This window comes from Bacillus sp. FSL K6-1338 (assembly GCF_038006965.1).
Lineage (GTDB): Bacteria > Bacillota > Bacilli > Bacillales > Bacillaceae_G > Bacillus_A > Bacillus_A thuringiensis_S.
Genome location: NZ_JBBOWI010000001.1, coordinates 1,045,295 through 1,066,882, shown reverse-complemented (window position 1 = coordinate 1,066,882; position 21,588 = coordinate 1,045,295). Strand labels below are relative to the sequence as shown.

Sequence of the window (21,588 nt, the reverse complement as noted above, 5' to 3'; positions counted from 1 at the left end):
TGCATCAAAAATGTGCAACCAGACGATCTTAGTAACCAATATGTATTACCGTAGACTCTAAGCTTTGCGGCCTATCCTTTCGAATAGTGTGCTAAAAATATCTTTTATTCTTTTTTTGTTTCATTTTCCTCTTAAACCAAATATTACTATACCATCTGGACGGTTATAATTCAATACTCTATAAAATTGTTCTATTTTTCTAATAAAAAAAACAATTCACCACTACATTAAATAAGTAATGGTGAATTGTTTTCGTATTATATAGTTCGTATATTCTATTTATATGAATTATCAATAAGAGCTTGAATCACTTTTTCTCTTAACTCGGGGCTTAGTCTGCCAACCCCTAAATATTCCGAATACCATAATCCATCTGCTGCTAATCTAATAATTGTTGCACAAACTGAATCTATCTCATCGTTTTCTATATTCTTTTGCAGTTGCTGAAATGATTGTTGTAATGGCTCAAGTAATTCAGGTTTTAACATGAATGCTGCCATCATACTACTAGACAACTCTTCTGTTCTTCTCTCATTACTTAATCTTTCCTCTACAAAAGAGCGAACCCATCTCCCTTTCCTCTCTGAGTCTTCCGCTACTTTATTGTAAATAGCGCCCTCATAATCCTCTATCCCTCTGACTATCATACCTTCTATTAAAGCTTCTTTATTTGCAAAGTGATACAATAATCCACCTTTACTTACACCCGCCTCTTTTGCCACTGCTTCTAAGGTTAATTTAGCAACCCCTTTACATTGCACAATTTGAGAAGCGGCCGCCAAAATCTTTTGCCGCGTTATGCTGATACTCATTCCTTTTTAAAACCCCATTTCTACTAAATTTATATAAATACGAATCTTATTTTTAATATTGTTGATTACTACTAAGTATTTTCTTTATACAACAAAAGCTTCATTACCTTTGAATTTTTAGTTACTTATTCTATTAAAAATTTCCATATCATTCAATATGATAACATTAAATACACAAAGTCGACTATACATCTATACTTTTGTATTCATTCCTAATATATCCATCAATAAAATTTACCGATGTAGTCCTTCTTATTACTTTATAAGACGGCAGTAATTCTTTCAGCATTAAATAAAAAATGTTATTACTCCCATCGAATCGAGTAATAACATTTTACTTAACAAATTCGCGGCCAACTAGCATCCTTCACATCTTCACTAGTCGGTTTTCTAACTGATCCAATAAAGTGAAACTTTATATCCGCAACATGGACAGGTGTATTTCATTTTGTCACTCCATTATTAACTTGTTTTCCCATATATTCCGACTCACAAAGAATGTAACAGCACAAATCATAGTTATCCCTATGAAAAATGTATTAGAATCTTCATATGTAGTTGGAATGCCTACCGTTACGAAAACAATACTAAAAGCTAAAAATAGATATAATAATAAAGATATAATATAGCTTAGTTTAAATCGTAAAATGATACCTCTAAACAATAGCTCACCAAGTAGACAGCCACCTAAAATAATAGGTACTCCGAAATACAATGTAAGGACTCCCATTTGCGCAGTAGATTGAATTATCTTTCCAATTATGTTCGGCGAAACCAGCTCACTATCGTTTCCCATCCTATCATATAAATCAAGTGCTGTTGCTGAAATAAAGAAACTTAATATAGAAAATGAATACGGTATTAAAAATTTGCTCACTCTCATTCACCTCGCTTTTTTCTTTACATATATTATTCATTATTTCCTATCATTTTTACATAAAAAAATAACCCTCTATGATAAAACATAGAGGGAAGCATTTCTATATAAAAATCTATACCTTATCCTGAAGTGAATCCCGAAAATAGGACAAATATCAAAACACCTAAACCATCTGCTATCTGCTCCCTACATTCTTTAGGGTAGATAGTTTATATGTTTTATTAGAAAGTAGTGCTCTCTTTTTTATAATATTCTTTTGAAATCTCTTCATAAAATGCTGCCGATGTCGAGTAGAAATAAGGTACTAACCATAAGAAACCGATTCCTATAGTAAGAATACTTAATATGAACCAGCCTAAGAAACTTAAGCATAGTAAAAAGTAATCCATTTTATGTCCATTCATCATATGACGACTCTCAGTAATCGCTTGATTCGCTGTATATTCTGGATGATCATTCAAAATAAAATATGTCATAGAATAAGAAAATGATTTAATAATACCTGGAATAATAAGAAGTAATGTCCATAGAGTCAAGTATACATACATTAGTAAATATGTTAAAAACGACTTCATCAACTTACTTCCATCGCTAAACCATCTAAATATATGACCAATGCGAGCATCAGTCCTACGAATTGCATTTAAAACAAGATAATAGGCACCTATTGTTAATGGACCAATAACAAGCATTACAATAATACTTACTGTGAGTGAATCACTTGCTTCTTCCCAACCCCAAAATATCGAAAAAATACCTGTGGTTAGCATTTCAACAGCTCCAATAAGGATTCCAATTAATAAAGTTGCCCCTACCGCTAATCCCCATCTTCCTTTTAATGCATCAAGTGCTTCTCTTTTCAACTGACTTATCATATATAACCTCCTAATACTATTTATATTTTAGTATACCATTTATATCAAAAATTCCACAGATTCCTCTAAAATAGAAGAATATTACCTTTTTTCATACATATTAATACATGTGTGCTGTAGTTGTACTGCTCTATCACTTAGACCACTCATTTCCTTATAACAAAAAAAGCCTGCCCTTCATAATAGGCAAGCTTTCTCAAATTATTCCTCCCTCATTCTCTTCTTATACCAATCCTGCATTCTCTCCGCGTCTTCTACTCTCGTATGCTCTATTTTATAACTAGATGATGCACTAGAAAACTTATACGTACATAAATCCGCGCGGCGCTGGAAATATGATTGTGTCTTCTCCATTGATTGGACGTGTCTTCTTCTAATAAGTCCTGTGTATTTTCCGACGCTACGATAGACAAGTGTAATTTGTTCTCCGTTAACACTGTAACCATTTGTTTTAAATGTTGCGTATCCAAGTGTAAAGATAAGGATTGCGAGCGGAATTAATGCCCACATGATAAAGTGCTTTTCAGAGTATATACTTATTCCAAGAAGCGGGATTGCTAGCATTGCGAAGAAGATAAAACTATCAATGAGATAGCGGCGCAATGCTGCTTTTGGTAATGCAATAATGTTTGCATTCAGTTCGTATGGTAATTGTAAATGGGCGAGTAACTGTTGCACTCGATTTTTTCGAATGATAGGATGCAGTGTAACTTTTTCTTCTTTTCCCTCACTTTGAATGACTTCTACTTGCACAGCACAATAACCGAATGGTTGGCGTAAAATACTTTCTTTTATCGTAATACCTTGAATACGATGCAATTTTAGTACGAGCTCTTTTTTCTCAAGTAATCCTTGTGAAATGCGAACTTCGTCATTTCTTCGATTCACTGTGAAATCGCCATGTTTTAACGCGTAACCGATTGTAGATATAATCCAAGAAAGAACGAGTAAAATGGCTACCATGAAAATCCAGCCATATATATCATGTTCCATTACATACGACTTTACGCCATTCTCTATCCATTTCGGAATGTACTCATCTACTTGGTGATAAACGAAAAAGATTAAAGAGAATAATAGTCCAAATTGACCAGATGTAACAGATGCTAATAAAATCTCTTTCCAAGTTAATTTATATTCTGTCGTTTGTTTTTCCTCTGTAACAATTGCTTTTTCTACTACATTTTCTGTTGCTTCGTCTAACGTTCCTTCTGCTTTCACTTCTGGAGTTGGCTCATTTAGCAAAGCAATAAGCTCCGCCGCTTCTTCTGCCGTAATACCAGCTAAGCTAACTTCTGCTTCATCGCCCCCACCAGCTGTTTCAATCTGAATTTTTTTCAAACCGAGCATTTGATATAGTACGTTAGAACTTGTATTAATCGTTTGAACACGTTCTTTATTTAAGTAGCTCTCCTTTTTCACGAAGAGACCTTTTTTCACATGTAATACGTTATTTTCAACCCAATATGTTGTGTAATACCATTTTTCAAATGCTGAAAAAACGGTGAGTAAACCAAATGCTGCGGGAATTAAATACCAAAACGGGAATTTTCCGTTTAAGCTAAACATGAAAATAATGAGTGGTATAAAATCTGTTATTTTCAATTCTAATAACATCGTGATTGGATGCTGCCTCTTATACATCCTCATCACTCACTTTCGCTAATTCTGCGATTTTCGTTTTCAACATTTCTGCTTCATACATCGTTAAGCCTGGAATGCTGTGAGAAGTTGCTGCTGTTGAAATGTGTAATTCTGCTAATCCGTATTTTCTCATAATTGGTCCTTGTTCAATCGTAACGTGCTGCACACGAATCATCGGTACTAATACGCGCTTTACGACGAAAAGACCATGCTGAATTTCAAGTTCTTCTTCATTTAGTTGGTAGCTGTAATAACGTTGACGTAGTTTCGGGAATAAGAAGTACGAAAATGGCGCGAACACAACTGTTAGCCCAATCATCACATACAAAATCCACGCCCACCAATCAAACTTTATCATGAGGAAAAGGTAAGCTAAAATGACGAGTATACCGATCCCTTCTTCAATTACAGCACGAATTTTCCACACTTTGACCATGTCAGGGTTAATTTCATTTTTCAATGGATCCATGTAACCACTCCAAATCTAGTAATCTAATATACGAATACTCTTAATCTATATTTTACATAACTTTACAGAAAATTAAAATTTAATCTTCTTTCCTCTCTGGAATAAAATATCCGAACCAAAGTAGCCAAATAAAACCGATTAACTTCATCCAACTTCCATCTGCTTGAAAAGCCTCTATCATGCCTGGAATTTTATAAACTCCAATGAATCCAAGAAAACCGAGCCACCAGTTTTTTTGCATTTTCATTTTTACTCCTCCTTCATGACGCTTTTCACATTTCGAATCCAAATTTCTTTATATTTTAACTGAAATCCCATGAGCATATAATTGCTCATATTATCGATCACAAGCGCTAGCGTATGAGCGTTTTCTTCCGTTGCATGTTGTGACACAACGCCCAGTCTCGCGCCTTGCTTCAATAAATCGTGGAAACCATGTAAGAAATCCTCTTGTATTTCAAATAATCGTTTCTGATACTTTTCATTTCGCGATGCAGTTACGATAAATTCATTGATAACGCGTAGTATTCCTTCTTGCCCTTCATACTCAGAGAGCATATGTAAACCATCTGCGATTAGCTTTTCTGCAAAATTTTCTTTCGTATACTGCTCTTTATCGAAGTAATTTGCAAAATGATAATCAGAAAAAATCTCTTCAAATAAAAAATCGACTAACGCTTCTTTAGAAGAAAAATGATAATAAATAGCCGGTTTTGAAATACCTACCTCTTTCGCAATCATGGAAAGGCTCATCTTCTCAATGCCGTGCTCTGCCATGAGTTTAAATGATGCCTCGACAATGTTTTGCGATGTTTGTAAATTCTTTGTCATACTGTACCTCACTTATTTTTACTTACCGGTCGGTAAATAAATTATAAAATGAAACTGAATAATTTGCAAGTTAATAAGAGTTTACACAGGAAGTTCTTGATAAAGTGAAACTTTAATCAGCCTTCATAAACAGCGGGATAAAGGCGGCGATGAGGCTGGTCACGATAATAAAAGCGGATTTCCATCCATTATTGTGCTCTTTATCATATTGATTGTAGTCGGAGTTGGCTATAGCGAAATTAACTTCTAAAAAAAGCATCCTAAATCACACATTTAGGATGCTTTTTTTTACTTTCTATTTAGCAATCGCATACGATAACAATTCATTGTCACTTCTCCAAGTCTTTGCAGCAATTGATAGTTCGCATATGCGCCTACCGGGGCACCGATTACTGGTACGAGCTGAAGCATTTTCGCTAAATCGATATAGTCTCGGTATTCTGTTTGGAACTTTTCCCAGTCCATATGATTTTCTTTTTCTGTATCCCACGTTTCAATTGCTTTCCATATTTCTTTTCTGTGATTGTCACTTGAAAAGGCGAGTTGGAAAACGTGAAGAATAAAAAGACGCTCTTCTTGTTTACTTGTATCAAATCCATACAACGTTGCTGCATCGAATAAAAATTTAATTTTAATCGTAAGTAAAAGCGGAAAGTCAGCAAGACCGAGTAAAATACCACCAGCCCCCGTCCCTGCTCCTTCTGCCGCAGCTATTTTTTTGTACTCATCCATTTTTTTACGCACTTCGTCATCACGTCTTTGCAGTGACCATGTCGTCTCTTTTAGCTTCGGCTTTATAAAGTTTGATCCGGCGCTGATCGTTTGCACCATCATCCGAATCGTTTCTGTTAAGACTTTTTGCACTTTCGCCGGAATAAGCTGTTGTACTTTCGTCTGCACTTTCTTTGAGAACCGTGTCATCATAGAAGAATCTTTCATGAATGTAGCTTTCCACTGCTCCAGTTCTTTTATAACCTTTTCTTCATATGTAATCATAGGTTCATTCCCTTCAATTTAAACGTTCAATGCGCTTCGCACCGTATTGGTAAACGAAACCGATACTAAATAATATGCTTACGACAAGTAAAATTCCTGTCATCATGAAATCTTTCGTTGCTAGTGCAAATATAACTGTAAAGATTACGCTCCCGATGATTAGAATCACATTTAATAAAGTAAGAAAATCTTTCTTCTTTTCATCTACCTTTACTGGATACAAATCAAGCCAAATTTTCATGCGGTGATGTTTCCATAAAGTTAATAGCTGATAGCCAATTAAGTATAGGAAAATAAAACTTACGATAAATCGCCCGTATAAAAATGGAATGAAGTAAAGAATAACTCCTCCAAGAGCGAGCAGACGCACATATAATCCAAAATAGTTACCTGATCTTAAAAACGTTCTCGTATATAAGTATAAATATGTGCGCTTTTCGCCGATTATCGACAGAATGAAATCCAGCCATTTTCGGCGAGATACTCTTTCTTTTAATGCTGGTACATCAACGAACATATTTGCAATTCGGTACAGCAGCATCATTTTCTTACCTTCTTCAGAAATTAAATACTCCCAGTTTAGCGGCTTTCCTTTTACCATTTGATGCATGATAGCAAGATATAACACCATGAGCAGAACGATTCCGCCAATAACAAGAACTGAAGTACGTTCTACAAGGAAATATACAAATAAACCGTTTAAGATAAAACGAATAAACCAATCAACTCTTTGTATATTTTGATCTGTTAAAAATGATTTTTCCCACGCGACGAATAAATTCCACGCTTTTACAATGACAAATGCGAGGACAATCCATATGTAGCCAGCACCGGTTTGCTTCATTTGTTGGAAGTATAACGGAGCAAGCGCAGCTGCTACGATTGCGATTATGTATAACTGAATCATAAATGTAAAAAGAAATGCCTTGGTGAAGTAAGGTTTTAACTTTTCTTCAACTGGCAGTAAGTAAACGAGATCCGCTTCTTTTAATAACGTTTGAATGGATCCAGCTGTTAACACGAGTCCAATTAATACTGCCATTACGAGCGCAGTTGGAAAGGAAGATGTTAACGTTTGTAACCATTGCTGGTAATAATACGCTCCCGCACCGATGATGAACACGAAAATAAATTTCAAATGATCATTAAATACGTATTTACTATATGTACGAACTTCTTTTAGAAAGTGACGAAATCGTTCTTTCCATAACGCTGTGCTATTCATAATCTTCTTCCTTTGTTAGCGCGATGTAAATATCATCTAACGTTGCACCTGGCATATTAAACTGTGATTGCAGTTCAGCTAATGTTCCCTTCGCTCTTACTTCACCTTGATGCAGAATAATGAACGAATCACAATAACGCTCTGCCGTCGCTAAAATATGTGTGCTCATTAAAATACCGGCTCCACTCTTTTTCATTTGATCCATCATTTGAAGAAGAGATTGAATTGCTAACGGATCTAATCCAACGAAAGGTTCGTCTACTATGTAAAGAGATGGCTCAACTAAAAACGCGCTCATAATCATTACTTTTTGTTTCATCCCTTTTGAGAAATGAGATGGAAACCATTTTAAACGATTTTTCATTCGAAATTCATGTAATAGTTGTCCTACACGTTCTTCATATTGTTTTTCATCGACGCCGTACGCCATCGCTGTTAATTTCAAATGCTCTTCTAACGTTAATTCATCATATAATACCGGCGTTTCTGGAATGAATGAAAAGCTAGAACGGTACGCTGTCATATCATCACGAATTGTTTTCCCATTAATTGTGACAGTTCCTTTTTTCGGTTCCATTAAACCGATAATATGTTTAATCGTCGTACTTTTACCAGCTCCATTTAAACCGATTAAGCCGACAAGTTCGCCTTTATTAACAGAGAACGAAACGTCTTTTAATACAGGTCGTTTCGTATATCCTCCTGTAACATTTTCTACACGCAATAACTCGCTCATACGACACCACTTTCTTCATTAGTATTCATTCTATATTCATCTTACCAAAAATTATGCTGTACTACATAGTATCCATGTACTCAAAAAAAAAATTTAAATTTATTAGCATATATTTTCCCGAAAGCGGACATCATAATTATTGAAGAAGGAACACATTGAAAAAGCAACCACCAATTGATGAGTACAACAACATAGTGAAGTCATCATGAAATGGGGTGTCCATGTTGGACAATGAAATTTACACATAACCAGATTATTTGTTTCATTTTCGAAACGGGGTGTCTCCGAAAGAGCATATACTGTTTTAAAAAATAAACAATTTCCTTTTATGAAAGATTTCAATTCATTTCACTTGAAAATGGGGTGTCTACGGCAGAAACTTTAGCCGATTTACCGTGCATTTCTTAAATAAATGAGGTGTCTGCGAAACGTAAATTACGATAATGCTTTTTCAATCCCTCTTCAGAAAACAGGAAGCTGAGTCAGCTTCCTGTTTTTCGTGTTTGTTCTCTTATGTAATTATGGTAAAATACGGCTAAGGATATTTGAAAGGATGAGATCAATGAATCATACAGCAGACAATTGTATTTTTTGTAAAATCATTGACGGGCAAATCCCTTGCTCAAAAGTATACGAAGATGAACATGTGCTTGCATTTTTAGATATTAGTCAAGTAACAAAAGGACATACTCTTGTTATTCCGAAAGTTCACAAACAAGACATTTTTGCGTTAACGCCAGAAATCGCATCACACATTTTTTCTGTCGTTCCAAAAATCGCAAATGCGATTAAAGCAGAGTTTAATCCAGTTGGCTTTAACCTACTTAACAATAACGGTGAAAAAGCTGGACAAACTGTGTTCCACTTCCACCTTCATTTAATTCCACGCTACGGTGAAAAAGATGGTTTCGGTGCTGTTTGGAAATCACACCAAAATGAATACACTATGGAAAATTTACAAAACATCGCAAGTACAATTGCAAATAGTGTGAAATAATGACACTATAAGAAGGCGTAATACATAACAAGCCACTTCCCTGAAGTCATCAAATTCCGCATGGCTTGTTTCTTCACTTAAAATGCTCAGGGATGATTGTTTGTGCATAGCACATATAAGAAAGATATGCATATTGTTTTACATCATGAATACGAACAAAAAATAAGGAGGTCTCCTTTTATGTCAAAAGCTAAATCCTTTATTACAGGTGTTATTTGCGGGGGAGCAGTTGCTGGACTAGCCGTTCTTTTCTCAACTCCTTCTTCTGGTAAAGACATGCGCGGCAAGTTAAAAGAAAAAGGAAATGATATTAAAAAGACTTTAGCTGATATTACAGCTGATACGAAATTATTAAAGCGTCAAATTGTTGAAACTGCTTCAGAAGGTAAAGAAGTGTTTCAAGAACTAAAAGATGACATGCAAGACACGCTTTCTAACTGGAAACAAGATATTTCTCAAAACAAGCGCCATATTGAGAAAGAAATTTTGGACATCCAAAAGTCAATTGAGAAACTACAAGAAGCTGTTCCAGAAAAAGCGTAAACAAATTCCTGCTTAGTTTTTTGCATATAACAAATATTTTTTATATAAATTGACCTTGACACGGCATATCGTATAGATATGCCGTGTTTTTATGCATTTACAATATATGTTATCAATTAACATGTAAGGACAACGCATGTATTCACGACTCATAAAACGCTTCCATAGTTATGCATGATTTGTATAGAATGTCATTTTGTTAAAAAATTTTCACAATTCTCACAAAAAGACTTTATTAATTTTTATTTTACTGGCATAATAGATAGTAATGAAAAAAGAATGTTAAAGTGGGTGAGTACATGAAAAGTGGAGAAAAAGATTACTCGGTAAAAGAAGCGATGATTTTCAGCCAACGCATTGCTCAATTATCGAAAGCGTTATGGAAATGTGTAGAGAAAGATTGGCAGCAGTGGATTAAACCTTACGATTTAAATATTAATGAACATCATATTTTAACAATCGCTTATCATTTAAAAGGGGCTTCTATTTCTGAGATTGCTAAGTTTGGAGTTATGCACGTATCAACGGCGTTTAACTTCTCTAAAAAGCTTGAAGAACGCGGCTATCTTGTATTCTCAAAAAAGGAAGATGATAAACGAAATACGTACATTGAAATTACAGACAAAGGGGAAGAATTACTACTTCGCTTAATGGAGGAGTATGATCCTGAAAATAATTCAGTGTTTAATGGGGCTCTTGCACTTCGTAATTTTTATGGGAAGTTCCCAGAAAATATCGAACTGATTGCAATCCTGCGTAATATTTACGGACAAGACTTCATCGATATTTTTGAGAAATCATTAGAAGATATTGAAGAGAACTTTACAGAATCCGATCAAAAGTTAGTTAAGAAATAATCTATTTATTTTTTCGCAATCATGCTTAAGAATTCATTCATAAGCGGCTTAAATAAACCTTGTTTTGCTAGCGCTTCCGCAGTTTCGTTTACTTCGAGCTGATGTGGAAGCGCTTTTTCAAATTGATCTAACAGCGCATCGAACAAAAGAAGCCCTTCTGCTTTCTCCACTACATATTGCTCGTTCAGTTTTTCACAAAGATTTAGTATACGTTCAATATCTTTTTTACGAGCTTTTTTCTTTATGATCAAAGAATAAAATGGACACTTCTCTTCATCAATCATTTTAAATAGTAGGTCTACGTAGTATTCAGCTTGTTCTAATCTTCTAACAACGTCCATTTTCTCCCTCACTTTCTAACACAAAGTCTTCTATTTCTGAATTTTGTAACACGAACAAAATATCGTGTGATACAATATATGTATATGTATTTTAGCCAAAAGGAGGTCTCGCCTCATGACACTTATAACAGTTGTTTTTGTCGCATTCGCACTTCTTGTTATATTTTACACGAATTTCATGACACATACACTGTGTGAACGAAAACAAATAGCTGCGAGCCGCCAGCCCGGTGTCTTTCGGGTTATTAATGTATGTATAACAATTTTATTAATTTCTAGTTATATAGAAATTATATTTCATGGAAAGTGAGGAAGGAAAGCCCCTTCCTCACTTTTTTCCTCTATAAGCAAATTATACCTACAATAACCAATAAAATAAACAGTACAAGTAATAAAATAAGTTGAGAATTCATCCCCATCCCCTCCTCTATTCTGTATATGCGGCATACGCCCAATATGGCACACTTTCAAAATCTGACACGTACTGGTTAATTTTTCTTTATCAATATGAAAACGCGTCGAAATATGATATATTAAATTTTGTACATATTGCTTATACTATAGAACAAAACATTCATCAAAACTTTATCCTCAGCCACGGTAAGCCCTGTTAAGCGCGCTTTACCAATACAAAAAAGCAAAAGTATCAGTGAGACTTAATCGGGCTCTTATGAATTTAAAATTCATCGGTGTAGGATAAATTAAAAATACATAATAGTAGGAGTGTTTATCGAATGAAGAAAGCTATGCTTGCCTTAGCCGCAACAAGTGTAATCGCATTATCAGCATGTGGAACATCATCATCAGACAAAATCGTTACATCTAAAGCTGGTGACATTACAAAAGAAGAATTCTACGATCAAATGAAGACACAAGCTGGTAAACAAGTACTAAACAACATGGTTATGGAAAAAGTTCTTATTAAAAACTACAAAGTTGAAGACAAAGATGTAGACAAAAAGTTCGATGAAATGAAAAAACAATACGGTGATCAATTCGATACACTAATGAAACAACAAGGTATTAAAGAAGAAACTATCAAAAATAGTGTGCGTGCTCAATTAGCTCAAGAAAAAGCGGTTGAACAATCGATTACTGATAAAGATGTAAAAGCAAAATTCGAGGATTATAAAAAAGAAATTAAAGCAAGTCATATCCTTGTAAAAGATGAAGAAACTGCTAAAAAAGTGAAAGATGAACTTGCTCAAGGTAAATCTTTCGAAGAATTAGCAAAGCAATACTCTGAAGATACAGGTTCAAAAGAAAAAGGTGGCGACTTAGGATTCTTCGGACCAGGGAAAATGGTAAAAGAATTTGAAGAAGCAGCTCAAAAGTTGAAAAAAGATGAAGTAAGCGAACCTGTAAAAACACAATTCGGTTACCATATTATTAAAGTAACTGATAATCACGCAGATGCAACTTTCGATAAATCAAAAGCTGATATTAAAAAATCACTAGCTCAAGAAAAAACGCAAGATGCTCAATTTATGAATGACTTAATGATGAAAGAAATCAAAAAAGCTGACGTAAAAGTTGACGATAAAGATTTAAAAGATCTTTTCAAAGAGCAAAAAGCTGACGATAAAAAAGAAGAAAAGAAATAATGAAGTAAAAAGCTTGGGCTTCGGCCCGAGCTTTTTTTATATCCTCTTCTCCCGATAGTTATATCCAGATTCGGTAAATGAAATTATATCGGCGATTTTTCAAATATATCGACTTACCGACAAAAAACGACAACAAGTGTGATTCCCTCTTAAAAACACAAAAAAACCTTGATCCACGCTACACGGAACCAAGGTTTATCTTATTATCATTGATTAAATTCAAAAACTATGTTAAATTAGTACAGAAACACGTTTTAAAAAATATAAAGAACGTATTTATCCGTATCTTAATTGTACAACAAAATTTTTCTTCAGTCAACCTCTATTTTTCACTTTTAAAGGAGTGCTTACGTATGAACAAAAAACTTGATCTAGAGCAAAAACGATTGGATACCGTAATCGAAACTATTACGCAGCAAATTGATAAGCTGGAAAACGAAACTGGCAGACGCCGGGCAGAAGTAATCAACATCCGTAAACACTTCTGGGATGACGTTAAAGTGAATACAGATACTTTTGATGATTACCTTGAAACAGTTATCGACTTAAGACAACAAGCTCAATCACTAGCTGTTACACAAATCACCCATAAACACACCTTTAATCGACTTGCCGCGCTGCGACGTATGCAAAAAGCACCTTACTTCGGACGCATCGATTTCACTGAAGAAGGCGAACCTTCCACAGAACAAATCTATATCGGTGTTTCTACCCTTACTGATGCAAGCGGAGAAAACTTTCTTATTTATGACTGGCGCGCCCCAATTTCAAGTGTTTATTACGACTACCCACCAGGACCAGCTGAGTACAACACACCAGGCGGCGTAATTCGCGGTAATGTGGAGAAAAAATTACAATACATTATTCAAAATGGCGAGATTGATTCCATGTTCGATACGAGCCTTACAATTGGCGATGAAATCTTGCAACAAGCACTCGGAAAAGGTACGAACAAACATATGCAAAGTATCGTCGCTACGATTCAGCGTGAGCAAAATGAAATTATCCGTCACGATGAAGGCCGACTCCTTATCGTTCAAGGAGCTGCTGGTAGTGGTAAAACATCTGCTGCCCTTCAGCGAATCGCCTACTTACTATATAAATATCGCGAATGGCTAAAAGCGGATCAAATTATTCTCTTCTCCCCTAACTCTATGTTCAATAGCTACGTATCTAACGTACTACCTGAACTCGGTGAAGAAAATATGCAGCAAGTAACATTCCAAGAATATTTAAACCATAGACTAAGTAAGTCATTTGATGTTGAAGACCCTTATGAGCAATTGGAATATATGTTAACTGAAACGAATAGCCCTACCTATAAAACGAGAAATGCGAGCATCCGATTTAAAGCATCCACTCAATTTTTCGAGATGATTAGAGCGTACAGACAATCTCTTGAATCTTCAGGCATGCTATTTAGAGGAATGAAATTTAGAGGAAAACTGATCGTCTCTGCAAAAGAGATTACAGAGCAATTTTATAATACTGACTCCTCCCTCCGCTTCCATAGTCGAATTGAAAAGTTAACGGATTGGCTAAATAAACAAATAGATGCACTCGAAAAAGCAGAACTGAAAAAGCCTTGGGTAGAAGAAGAAATTGAATTACTTAGTAAAGATGAATACCAAAAGGCTTATAAATATTTACAGAAAAAAGGCGAGTTTGACGACAACTCTTTTAATGACTATGAGAAAGAAACGAAAGTCCTGGGACGTATGATTGTCCGTAAAAAATTGAAGCCACTTCGTAAAGGCGTTCAAACACTGCGCTTCATCAATTTCACAGGAATCTATAAACAACTCTTCACAGACGCATCGTGGGTTACTGGAGAAAAACCGAAAGAATGGGATGACATTTGCTCTTTAACGGTAAACATGCTTGATGAAGGAAAGCTATATTACGAGGATGCGACTCCATTTTTACTTTTAAAAGAATTAATCGAAGGCTTCCAAACGAATAGATCGATTAAACACGTACTCGTAGACGAAGCGCAAGATTATTCGCCGTTCCAGTTCGAGTTTTTAAAACGTCTCTTCCCTGCCGCAAAAATGACGGTACTCGGAGACTTTAATCAAGCGATATTTGCCCATGCAAGTGAAGCAGTGAATTTCAATACACTTACTAGCTTATACGGACCGGATGAAACGAACGGTATTAACTTAACTCGTAGCTATCGCTCAACAAAACCGATTATTGAATTTACACGTGCTCTCGTACCGGAAGGCAAGAACATTCACGCCTTTGAACGTGACGGCGAGAAACCTACAGTGACGAAAGTAGCGAATGAGAGCGAACTGCACGAACATATTACTGCCAAAGTTGCTGAACTACAAAAAGAGCAACACAATACAATCGCAATTATATGTAAATCCGCAGCTGAAAGCGCCGCTGCATACGAAGCACTTAATCATATCGATAATATTAAACTCGTGAAGAGTAACTCAGCCGAGTATGAGCAAGGCATTGTCGTAATCCCTGCTTACTTAGCGAAAGGTATCGAATTTGACGCTGTTATCATTTACAATGCTTCTAAAGATGTGTACAGCGATGAGAGCGTTCGTAGATTGTTCTACACTGCTTGCACACGCGCGATGCATGAGTTGCACCTTTATAGCGTTGGTGAGGTTAGTCCTTTTGTGCTTGGGGCTGATTCGTATAGTTTTGAGCTAATAACTAAAACACCTTGATGATTATCAAGGTGTTTTTCTCATTCTAAAAGGAATATCTTTACGTCGATATACACTTAACACAATTCCCATTATAAATGCATGAAACAGAGTTGGTATCAATCCGTAGCTAATAAATGGTAATGATATAGAAACACGTGGTAATATCCCGAGGGTCATGCCAACATTACAAATAAAATGGATTACAAAAAGAGTCACTCCGCCAACGAGAAGCAATTTACCATAACCATCATTTATTTTATAAGCTATGTTCATTATTCTTACTGCAAAAAGAGAAAGAATCACGACAAGAACTAGCGCAAGTACATATCCATAATAGTAAGTCAAACTTGCAAATACAAAATCAGTATGGGCAGCACGGATAGACTTTATATTTTCATATGTACCAAACCAACCTGCTGAAGACATCGCCTCTTTTAAACGTAAATACCATAGCTCATGCTCTGGATTTAACATTCCTAAAATTCTGGCCATACGGTATTCTTTTACAGCAGACCAGGAAAGTAGATCCCTAATAATCAATGGTACAATAGGTAAAATCGTAATGAGCCATGCCGTTTTCTTTCCTAACTTACTCCACCAAAGCATAACAAATACCATCGTGATATAGATGAACAGTGGTAAAAGAGTTGATGTAGTTAGAAATAAATATAAAGAAAATAAATACAACATGAGAAGATGTATAAACTTTAATCTACTGTTATTGAAAAAAGAAGCCCAGCCTAGAAAAAAGAATGGTATTGTCATTAAACAATCAATTATGACGGAACCAATTTTTAGTAATGGTTCTCCATTCAAAGAAGCAGTCGGAAAACATTTTATCATTAACAAGATAAGTACACCAATTGTATAAAACAGCCACCCAAGTCTCTCTAACTTCCGATAATCAAATAGCATCATCCCAATCGCTGTTGTAACACCGAGAATTACAAATATCACCTTATTCATTAATAAGTCAGCATGTCCAAGCGCTATAACTGGCAAAAAACCTAGCCCCATCGCAGCCACTAATAAACCAATTAAGAACCAATCAACCTTTGGCTTATGTAGTTTATTAAGTTCCTGGCCAAGCTTAATTGGACTTCCCATTTGTTCAACAGCCTTATCTTCAGCAACTTCCTCACTTAAGCCTTTCTCTATCCACATATTCTTCGTCTGTTTCAAGTGAAAATCTAGTTCCGTTGCTACTAAGTCCTTCGCTTCTTTTGATTTAATATGATTCGTAACTTCTTTTAAAAAACGCTCCCCTTTTTGATTCAATTTTTTCTCACTCCTGTACTAATCCTTTTAATATAAATCGTGCCTTCGTAGCATTCTTCTCTGCCTTTCGCAGCATCTTGTTTCCTTTATCATTTAATTGATAATATTTAGCTCCTGCGTGATCCCAGCTAGATTGGATAAAGCGATTCTGTTCTAAACGATGTAATAAAGTGTATAGAGACCCTTCATTGCCTTCAAATTTTCGTATCCCTCTCCCTCTTAGCAACTGCATCAATTCATAACCTGTTTTTTCATTCATAAGAAGTTGTAACACTGCTAAAAGGATATCTTCCTCCTTTTCGGACGATTGCTTAATTTTTTCGCGCACCTGCTTCTGGTGTTGATCAGAAAAACTCAAATGTTTAAACGTTGTGTTCTCCATTGATTTTCGCAAGCCTTTTAATCGATCTTCCATTTGATTATTCCTCCAATCCTTCCTTCAAAAGCTCCTTCGCTTTTTTCAGTCTCGTTTTTATCGTGTTTTCCTTTACTTCTATTACTGTAGCAATCTCTTTAATTGATAATTCCTCATAATAAAATAGATAAATCACTTCTCGATATTTTATCGGTAAACTCATTACTGCAGAAGCCAGTTCACGATCCTCCGCATTTTGAATGACAGTTTGTTCCACACTTTCTTTTTGACTCTCCATATACGTAAAGTCATCCTCTGTCATGATAACTTTTTTGTTATACCAACTTTTTAAATAGTCCTTACATTGATTGATTGCAATTCTCCATAACCATGTTTTCAAATTCGAATTCCCTTTATATGTATGAAGAGATTTATAGCATTTCACGAATATATCTTGCGTTAAATCCTCCGCAACCTCTTTATTATTCACATACGAATACACAAGCTGCAGGACTTCTTGTCCATACTTGTTCATTATTTCGTCGATAAGGTCCTCCTTATCTTCTATTTCAAACGCTTCTATCGTTAATTCATCCACATCATTTCCTCCTTCCCATATATTAGACGACGCACTGTATGGAAAAGTTTTATAAATACATAAAAAAATACGGATGGTAATGTCCATACCGTTTTTTTATGTATATTTATTTGCTTCTTGTCCCTTGATACTTATGCTCTGCTTAAAGATAGGGATTTTTATCCATATGTCTTGTTCCCTATTTTAAAACATAATACAATGGAAATGTAACTTAATAAGCTATAACTAGTAGGTGTGGTAATCATCTCTTCCATTTTGAAAAAAGGGGGGAGGTGATAAAATGATCGCGATGTTTGTAATTAAATTAGTGTATGGTATCCTAACCGGAGCTGGCGTTGTCATCGGTAGAAGATACGTCGGTCCGTGGCTAATTTCTGTATACAAAAAAGCGAGAACCACCCTGCTTCGTGGAAAAGGTAAGGGCGGTTCTCGGCTAAAACGTTAATGTAATTGTCTTATAACCGCACCTACTACCACCACAATAGCAAGTTAGGTTACAAAGGCAGAAGTTTCTCAGGCTTCTGTCTTTTTTATTTTATGCAAAATTCACACTAAATACTCTATCATCATTGTAACACATTTTATTTATTTTTAGTCAAGAGAAAAAATCACCTAAAGGGCTCCCCTTCAGGTAGTTCTCTATTTTACGCTAACGCAGCTGCCTGTTCTTGTTGTTCTAGACTTTTTCTAGTTCAGCTGTGCCGCTCTCATCATTTATAGCACCAATAAAAGACGGATTATGTACCCGTTTCATAACAGGATGAATAAACAACGAACAACACCTATTACGAATATAAAAAATCCTCTCACTATATAGCACCTATGTTTTCAGCAATACTCTATTACCATCAAACTAAATTTGTATAATTTAAACTACAGAATAGCAAGCTAATTTTCAAATATCTTCTTGCGCATTATCCTGAATTTATTATCTATTTGTATCATGCTTATAAATAAAAGATATCCTACCGACGCACCGAGCATATTTATAGCAATCCGCCACACATCAAAAACATCAGACAAAGTTAGTAAATGTAATATCTCCCAAACAAGAAAGGTCATAACATACCACTTACGAGCTTTCTTATAGTTAGTCACTTTATTAATCAGCACTGGAACGAAAAATCCGAATGGAACTACTAATATTATATGTTGTAAAACGCTTAACCAATAAGTTGAGTTTCCCCAAGGACCTGGATGTGCAATAAAATCTTTAACTTGCCAAAGTGTTATTCCAAAAAGTTGTAATAACGTTTCTAAATCAGATATATGTAAAAATTGCTGCCAAAATTCAATGGGATGATAGACAGTCCCACCACCTGTCAAACTGCGAACAGAGTCAAATGTAGAAGTTGAAATAAACGTTCCTAAAAAGACAATAAAACAAATGATTATATAAGGAATACATAAAATTTTTGATAATACCTTTAATGGCCTAGGAACTTCGTATACCGATTTATTAATCTCTACGCCAATAAATTTTGATTCTCCAAAACTTTGAATTGCTTTATAAATCGCTTCTTTTTCATTCATACCTTGTTCCATATATTCTTCTTTCAAGCTGTTCAAGTGATCATACATTTCTAGAAATAACTCATCCTGTTCAATATCACTAAGTTCTGAATAGGCTAAAATAGACTTAATATACCCATCAAATTCACTCATAAATAACTCCTTTCTGACAAGCTTGAATTAATGCTGTTACACTCTCCCAAGAGTTCACTTTCTTCTGCAATTCTTTTTTCCCTTTATCTGTAATAGTATAGAATTTCCTTTTCATCCCATTCTCAGATTCATTCCAATAAGATTCAAGAAACTCCTTTTTCTCTAATCGCTTTAAAGCAGGATACAAAGTTCCCTGTCCCATACTATACAAATCTTCACTTGCATCCTTTAAACTTTGAGCTATTTCGTAGCCGTATGTATCACGTTTTGCAATGATAGAAAGTAATAAAATATCTATACTTCCCTTCAAGATTTCTTTGTCCAACAATACCACCACCTTATATACATAGTATAACAACATATGTCGTTATACAACATAGTTAGAAAAATAACCCATAAAAAAACCACCTAAAGGCTCCCCTTCAGGTGGTTCTCTATTTTATGCTAACGCAGCTGCCTGTTCTTGTTGATCTACAGGAATTACAGCGTCTGTTAATGCTTTTTCTAGTTCAGCTGTATATTTCATTTGTTCTTCTTTGCTCCAGCCTAGTTTCGCAGCCATGTAGTTGATTACTGCTTCTTTCCACTCATATACCCAGTGGATGTTGAAGAATACAGCGCCTCTGCGGCGTACGAAGAAGTCAACTGGTTTTGCTGTCATTTCGTAATCCATTGCGTATACAAGTGGGATTAGAACGTCAAGCGGCATGTTGTATTCTTTCGCTTCGTCTTTATGTTTTTTCGCTAAGCCAAATAGTACATCAACGTTAGAACCATAGAATTTTGCGAATTCTTCTGCTTGTGCTTTCGTTAAACCAGATTTCGTACCTTCGTCTGCTTTTTTCGCAACGAATGCCGGGAATCCGTGTGAACCATCTACATGTCCACCAGAGATCGGCATATGTTTCGTATCACTCTTCGGATATGCACTATGACCTTCTTTTTGTAGTAAGTTCGTTACGTAATCTACTACCATTTCAGCCATTTTGCGGTATCCTGTTAATTTACCACCTGCGATTGTAATTAAACCAGATTCAGAAGTCCAAATTTCATCTTTACGAGAAATTTCAGATGCATTCTTACCTTCTTCATAAATTAACGGACGTACACCAGCCCAGCTTGATTCAATGTCTTTCTCTGTAATTTTCACGCTTGGGAACATGTAGTTAATTGCATTAATGATGTATGTGCGATCTTCTGTTGTCATTTGTGGTACAGCTGCGTCTTTATCATAGAACGTATCTGTTGTACCTACGTATGTTTTTCCTCCGCGAGGAATCGCGAACACCATACGTTTATCTGGTGTATCGAAGTAAATTGCTTGCCCGAGTGGGAAACGTTTTTGATCAATTACTAAGTGAACACCTTTTGATAACTGAAGTACTTTTCCTTTTTTCGAGTTATCTTTTTCACGAAGTGTATCTACCCAAGGACCAGCTGCGTTTACAATTTTCTTACCGTAAACTTCATATACTTCACCGTCTAGTAAATCGATTACACGTACACCGCATACTTTTCCATCTTTATATAAGAAACTGTCTACTTTTGCGTAGTTAACAGCTTTCGCACCATGCTCAATTGCTTCTTTCATTACTTCAATTGTAAGACGCGCATCGTCTGTACGATATTCTACGTAGTAACCGCCGCCTTTTAATCCTTCTTTTTTTACAAGAGGCTCTTTGTTTAGCGTTTCTTCACGGTTAAACATCTTTCTGCGCTCGCTTCGTTTTACACCTGCTAAGAAGTCGTATACACGAAGACCAATTGATGTACTAAATGATCCGAACGTACCGCCTGTATGGAACGGAAGTAACATCCACTCTGGTGTTGTTACATGGGGACCGTTCTCATATACGATCGCACGCTCTTTACCCACCTCTGCTACCATTTTCACTTCAAGTTGTTTTAAATAACGTAGACCACCGTGTACAAGCTTCGTTGAACGACTTGATGTACCTGCTGCAAAGTCCTGCATTTCAAACACAATTGTTGATAACCCGCGTGTTGCTCCATCTAATGCAATACCAGAACCAGTAATACCTCCACCAATTACGATCACATCTAACTCTTGTTTATTTACTCCGTTTAATACGTCTTTACGTTGTTTACTTGAAAATTTCATGGTAATTCCTCCCTTTGATAACGAAAAAAGAGACCACAAACTCCGCTATAGATTTCGCCTCTATAGCGCGTTGTGGTCTCTCCAAATC

General features: G+C 35.6%; 25 protein-coding genes and 1 riboswitch. Of the genes, 8 read left to right on the top strand and 17 right to left on the bottom strand.

Going from position 1 to position 21,588, the window contains the following annotated elements:
• Positions 1–10: 10 nt before the first annotated feature.
• A riboswitch (cyclic di-GMP riboswitch) is annotated at positions 11–103 on the bottom strand.
• Between the two features lie 172 nt (positions 104–275).
• The 7 genes from NZ044_RS05665 to NZ044_RS05635 all read right to left on the bottom strand — a co-directional run bounded on the left by NZ044_RS05665 (position 276) and on the right by NZ044_RS05635 (position 5,511).
• Positions 276–812 (bottom strand): TetR/AcrR family transcriptional regulator, encoded by a 537-nt coding sequence (locus tag NZ044_RS05665; RefSeq protein ID WP_000028014.1) that lies wholly within the window; start codon positions 810–812, stop codon positions 276–278.
• Positions 813–1,263: 451 nt separating this feature from the next.
• Positions 1,264–1,689 carry a hypothetical protein gene (locus NZ044_RS05660; protein ID WP_002083032.1) on the bottom strand — a complete coding sequence of 142 codons (426 nt, stop codon included), beginning with the start codon at positions 1,687–1,689 and terminating at the stop codon, positions 1,264–1,266.
• Between the two features lie 224 nt (positions 1,690–1,913).
• Positions 1,914–2,567, bottom strand: a complete 654-nt coding sequence (locus tag NZ044_RS05655) for a DUF975 family protein (protein ID WP_000625404.1) — start codon at positions 2,565–2,567, stop codon at positions 1,914–1,916.
• A gap of 201 nt (positions 2,568–2,768) precedes the next feature.
• On the bottom strand, positions 2,769–4,211 hold the full coding sequence (locus tag NZ044_RS05650) for a PH domain-containing protein (protein WP_000278212.1): 1,443 nt from the start codon (positions 4,209–4,211) through the stop codon (positions 2,769–2,771).
• The gene (locus tag NZ044_RS05645) at positions 4,204–4,680 is read right to left on the bottom strand and encodes a PH domain-containing protein (RefSeq protein ID WP_000371368.1); all 477 of its coding nucleotides are present in this window, start codon (positions 4,678–4,680) and stop codon (positions 4,204–4,206) included. The genes NZ044_RS05650 and NZ044_RS05645 overlap by 8 nt, the downstream gene beginning before the upstream one ends.
• A 79-nt stretch (positions 4,681–4,759) precedes the next feature.
• On the bottom strand, positions 4,760–4,927 hold the full coding sequence (locus NZ044_RS05640; protein ID WP_000783816.1) for a hypothetical protein: 168 nt from the start codon (positions 4,925–4,927) through the stop codon (positions 4,760–4,762).
• Positions 4,928–4,929: 2 nt separating this feature from the next.
• Positions 4,930–5,511, bottom strand: a complete 582-nt coding sequence (locus NZ044_RS05635; RefSeq protein ID WP_000164836.1) for a TetR/AcrR family transcriptional regulator — start codon at positions 5,509–5,511, stop codon at positions 4,930–4,932.
• Between the two features lie 115 nt (positions 5,512–5,626).
• Here NZ044_RS05635 and NZ044_RS05630 point away from each other — a divergent pair, with 115 nt between their 5' ends.
• Entirely contained in the window at positions 5,627–5,761 is a 135-nt protein-coding gene (locus NZ044_RS05630; RefSeq protein WP_102981857.1) for a YjcZ family sporulation protein, read from the top strand.
• Between the two features lie 38 nt (positions 5,762–5,799).
• Here the strand turns inward: NZ044_RS05630 and ecsC are convergent, their stop codons facing one another.
• Genes ecsC through ecsA form a run of 3 tightly spaced genes read right to left on the bottom strand, consistent with a single transcriptional unit; the run spans position 5,800 to position 8,468 of the window.
• The gene (ecsC, locus tag NZ044_RS05625; RefSeq protein ID WP_000634144.1) at positions 5,800–6,507 is read right to left on the bottom strand and encodes an ecs operon protein EcsC; all 708 of its coding nucleotides are present in this window, start codon (positions 6,505–6,507) and stop codon (positions 5,800–5,802) included.
• A 13-nt stretch (positions 6,508–6,520) separates the two neighbouring features.
• On the bottom strand, positions 6,521–7,732 hold the full coding sequence (gene ecsB, locus NZ044_RS05620; protein WP_001089123.1) for an ABC transporter permease EcsB: 1,212 nt from the start codon (positions 7,730–7,732) through the stop codon (positions 6,521–6,523).
• Entirely contained in the window at positions 7,725–8,468 is a 744-nt protein-coding gene (gene ecsA, locus NZ044_RS05615; RefSeq protein WP_001292597.1) for an ABC transporter ATP-binding protein EcsA, read from the bottom strand. Before ecsA ends, ecsB begins: the two co-directional genes overlap by 8 nt.
• 562 nt (positions 8,469–9,030) lie before the next feature.
• On the opposite strand from ecsA, the gene NZ044_RS05610 reads away from it, so the two are divergent.
• The 3 genes from NZ044_RS05610 (at position 9,031) to NZ044_RS05600 (ending at position 10,865) form a co-directional block, all read left to right on the top strand.
• Positions 9,031–9,465, top strand: a complete 435-nt coding sequence (locus tag NZ044_RS05610) for an HIT family protein (protein ID WP_001016835.1) — start codon at positions 9,031–9,033, stop codon at positions 9,463–9,465.
• A gap of 180 nt (positions 9,466–9,645) precedes the next feature.
• Positions 9,646–10,008, top strand: coding sequence for a YtxH domain-containing protein (locus NZ044_RS05605; RefSeq protein WP_000030302.1), 363 nt, complete (start codon positions 9,646–9,648; stop codon positions 10,006–10,008).
• A gap of 299 nt (positions 10,009–10,307) precedes the next feature.
• Positions 10,308–10,865, top strand: a complete 558-nt coding sequence (locus tag NZ044_RS05600) for an HTH-type transcriptional regulator Hpr (RefSeq protein ID WP_000834924.1) — start codon at positions 10,308–10,310, stop codon at positions 10,863–10,865.
• Positions 10,866–10,870: 5 nt separating this feature from the next.
• Here NZ044_RS05600 and NZ044_RS05595 read toward each other — a convergent pair whose 3' ends face one another.
• A complete protein-coding gene (locus tag NZ044_RS05595; protein WP_000383656.1) occupies positions 10,871–11,206 on the bottom strand; it encodes a DUF1878 family protein in 336 nt (111 codons plus the stop codon).
• A 115-nt stretch (positions 11,207–11,321) separates the two neighbouring features.
• Here NZ044_RS05595 and NZ044_RS05590 point away from each other — a divergent pair, with 115 nt between their 5' ends.
• The 3 genes from NZ044_RS05590 (at position 11,322) to helD (ending at position 15,500) form a co-directional block, all read left to right on the top strand.
• Complete coding sequence (locus NZ044_RS05590; RefSeq protein WP_000172690.1) at positions 11,322–11,516, top strand: hypothetical protein; 195 nt, start codon at positions 11,322–11,324, stop codon at positions 11,514–11,516.
• Positions 11,517–11,940: 424 nt separating this feature from the next.
• Complete coding sequence (gene prsA, locus NZ044_RS05580) at positions 11,941–12,810, top strand: peptidylprolyl isomerase PrsA (protein ID WP_000710062.1); 870 nt, start codon at positions 11,941–11,943, stop codon at positions 12,808–12,810.
• 353 nt (positions 12,811–13,163) lie between these two features.
• Positions 13,164–15,500 carry an RNA polymerase recycling motor HelD gene (gene helD, locus NZ044_RS05575; RefSeq protein ID WP_098505992.1) on the top strand — a complete coding sequence of 779 codons (2,337 nt, stop codon included), beginning with the start codon at positions 13,164–13,166 and terminating at the stop codon, positions 15,498–15,500.
• 6 nt (positions 15,501–15,506) lie between these two features.
• Here the strand turns inward: helD and NZ044_RS05570 are convergent, their stop codons facing one another.
• Genes NZ044_RS05570 through NZ044_RS05560 form a run of 3 tightly spaced genes read right to left on the bottom strand, consistent with a single transcriptional unit; the run spans position 15,507 to position 17,713 of the window.
• Positions 15,507–16,760, bottom strand: coding sequence for an FtsW/RodA/SpoVE family cell cycle protein (locus NZ044_RS05570; protein WP_098505989.1), 1,254 nt, complete (start codon positions 16,758–16,760; stop codon positions 15,507–15,509).
• 7 nt (positions 16,761–16,767) lie between these two features.
• Complete coding sequence (locus NZ044_RS05565) at positions 16,768–17,175, bottom strand: PadR family transcriptional regulator (RefSeq protein WP_118961627.1); 408 nt, start codon at positions 17,173–17,175, stop codon at positions 16,768–16,770.
• Positions 17,176–17,179: 4 nt separating this feature from the next.
• On the bottom strand, positions 17,180–17,713 hold the full coding sequence (locus tag NZ044_RS05560) for a sigma-70 family RNA polymerase sigma factor (protein WP_000343999.1): 534 nt from the start codon (positions 17,711–17,713) through the stop codon (positions 17,180–17,182).
• Positions 17,714–17,993: 280 nt separating this feature from the next.
• On the opposite strand from NZ044_RS05560, the gene NZ044_RS05555 reads away from it, so the two are divergent.
• Complete coding sequence (locus tag NZ044_RS05555) at positions 17,994–18,158, top strand: hypothetical protein (RefSeq protein ID WP_000561154.1); 165 nt, start codon at positions 17,994–17,996, stop codon at positions 18,156–18,158.
• Positions 18,159–18,601: 443 nt separating this feature from the next.
• Here NZ044_RS05555 and NZ044_RS05550 read toward each other — a convergent pair whose 3' ends face one another.
• From NZ044_RS05550 to glpD, 3 genes are all read right to left on the bottom strand, one after another.
• A complete protein-coding gene (locus NZ044_RS05550; protein ID WP_063675073.1) occupies positions 18,602–19,378 on the bottom strand; it encodes a VanZ family protein in 777 nt (258 codons plus the stop codon).
• Positions 19,371–19,703 (bottom strand): PadR family transcriptional regulator, encoded by a 333-nt coding sequence (locus NZ044_RS05545; protein WP_000356630.1) that lies wholly within the window; start codon positions 19,701–19,703, stop codon positions 19,371–19,373. The genes NZ044_RS05550 and NZ044_RS05545 overlap by 8 nt, the downstream gene beginning before the upstream one ends.
• A gap of 114 nt (positions 19,704–19,817) precedes the next feature.
• Positions 19,818–21,500: an aerobic glycerol-3-phosphate dehydrogenase gene (glpD, locus tag NZ044_RS05540; RefSeq protein WP_000672828.1), complete on the bottom strand. Its 1,683-nt coding sequence runs from the start codon at positions 21,498–21,500 to the stop codon at positions 19,818–19,820.
• Positions 21,501–21,588 lie beyond the last annotated feature (88 nt).

Bases quoted from the DNA above. Each gene is read 5' to 3' on its own strand.
- NZ044_RS05665 (WP_000028014.1), bottom strand. From the start codon at position 812: ATGAGTATCAGCATAACGCGGCAAAAGATTTTGGCGGCCGCTTCTCAA.
- NZ044_RS05655 (WP_000625404.1), bottom strand. From the start codon at position 2,567: ATGATAAGTCAGTTGAAAAGAGAAGCACTTGATGCATTAAAAGGAAGA.
- NZ044_RS05650 (WP_000278212.1), bottom strand. From the start codon at position 4,211: ATGTATAAGAGGCAGCATCCAATCACGATGTTATTAGAATTGAAAATA.
- NZ044_RS05645 (WP_000371368.1), bottom strand. From the start codon at position 4,680: ATGGATCCATTGAAAAATGAAATTAACCCTGACATGGTCAAAGTGTGG.
- NZ044_RS05640 (WP_000783816.1), bottom strand. From the start codon at position 4,927: ATGAAAATGCAAAAAAACTGGTGGCTCGGTTTTCTTGGATTCATTGGA.
- NZ044_RS05635 (WP_000164836.1), bottom strand. From the start codon at position 5,511: ATGACAAAGAATTTACAAACATCGCAAAACATTGTCGAGGCATCATTT.
- ecsC (WP_000634144.1), bottom strand. From the start codon at position 6,507: ATGATTACATATGAAGAAAAGGTTATAAAAGAACTGGAGCAGTGGAAA.
- ecsB (WP_001089123.1), bottom strand. From the start codon at position 7,732: ATGAATAGCACAGCGTTATGGAAAGAACGATTTCGTCACTTTCTAAAA.
- ecsA (WP_001292597.1), bottom strand. From the start codon at position 8,468: ATGAGCGAGTTATTGCGTGTAGAAAATGTTACAGGAGGATATACGAAA.
- NZ044_RS05610 (WP_001016835.1), top strand. From the start codon at position 9,031: ATGAATCATACAGCAGACAATTGTATTTTTTGTAAAATCATTGACGGG.
- NZ044_RS05605 (WP_000030302.1), top strand. From the start codon at position 9,646: ATGTCAAAAGCTAAATCCTTTATTACAGGTGTTATTTGCGGGGGAGCA.
- NZ044_RS05600 (WP_000834924.1), top strand. From the start codon at position 10,308: ATGAAAAGTGGAGAAAAAGATTACTCGGTAAAAGAAGCGATGATTTTC.
- NZ044_RS05595 (WP_000383656.1), bottom strand. From the start codon at position 11,206: ATGGACGTTGTTAGAAGATTAGAACAAGCTGAATACTACGTAGACCTA.
- NZ044_RS05590 (WP_000172690.1), top strand. From the start codon at position 11,322: ATGACACTTATAACAGTTGTTTTTGTCGCATTCGCACTTCTTGTTATA.
- prsA (WP_000710062.1), top strand. From the start codon at position 11,941: ATGAAGAAAGCTATGCTTGCCTTAGCCGCAACAAGTGTAATCGCATTA.
- helD (WP_098505992.1), top strand. From the start codon at position 13,164: ATGAACAAAAAACTTGATCTAGAGCAAAAACGATTGGATACCGTAATC.
- NZ044_RS05565 (WP_118961627.1), bottom strand. From the start codon at position 17,175: ATGGAAGATCGATTAAAAGGCTTGCGAAAATCAATGGAGAACACAACG.
- NZ044_RS05555 (WP_000561154.1), top strand. From the start codon at position 17,994: ATGATCGCGATGTTTGTAATTAAATTAGTGTATGGTATCCTAACCGGA.
- NZ044_RS05550 (WP_063675073.1), bottom strand. From the start codon at position 19,378: ATGAGTGAATTTGATGGGTATATTAAGTCTATTTTAGCCTATTCAGAA.
- glpD (WP_000672828.1), bottom strand. From the start codon at position 21,500: ATGAAATTTTCAAGTAAACAACGTAAAGACGTATTAAACGGAGTAAAT.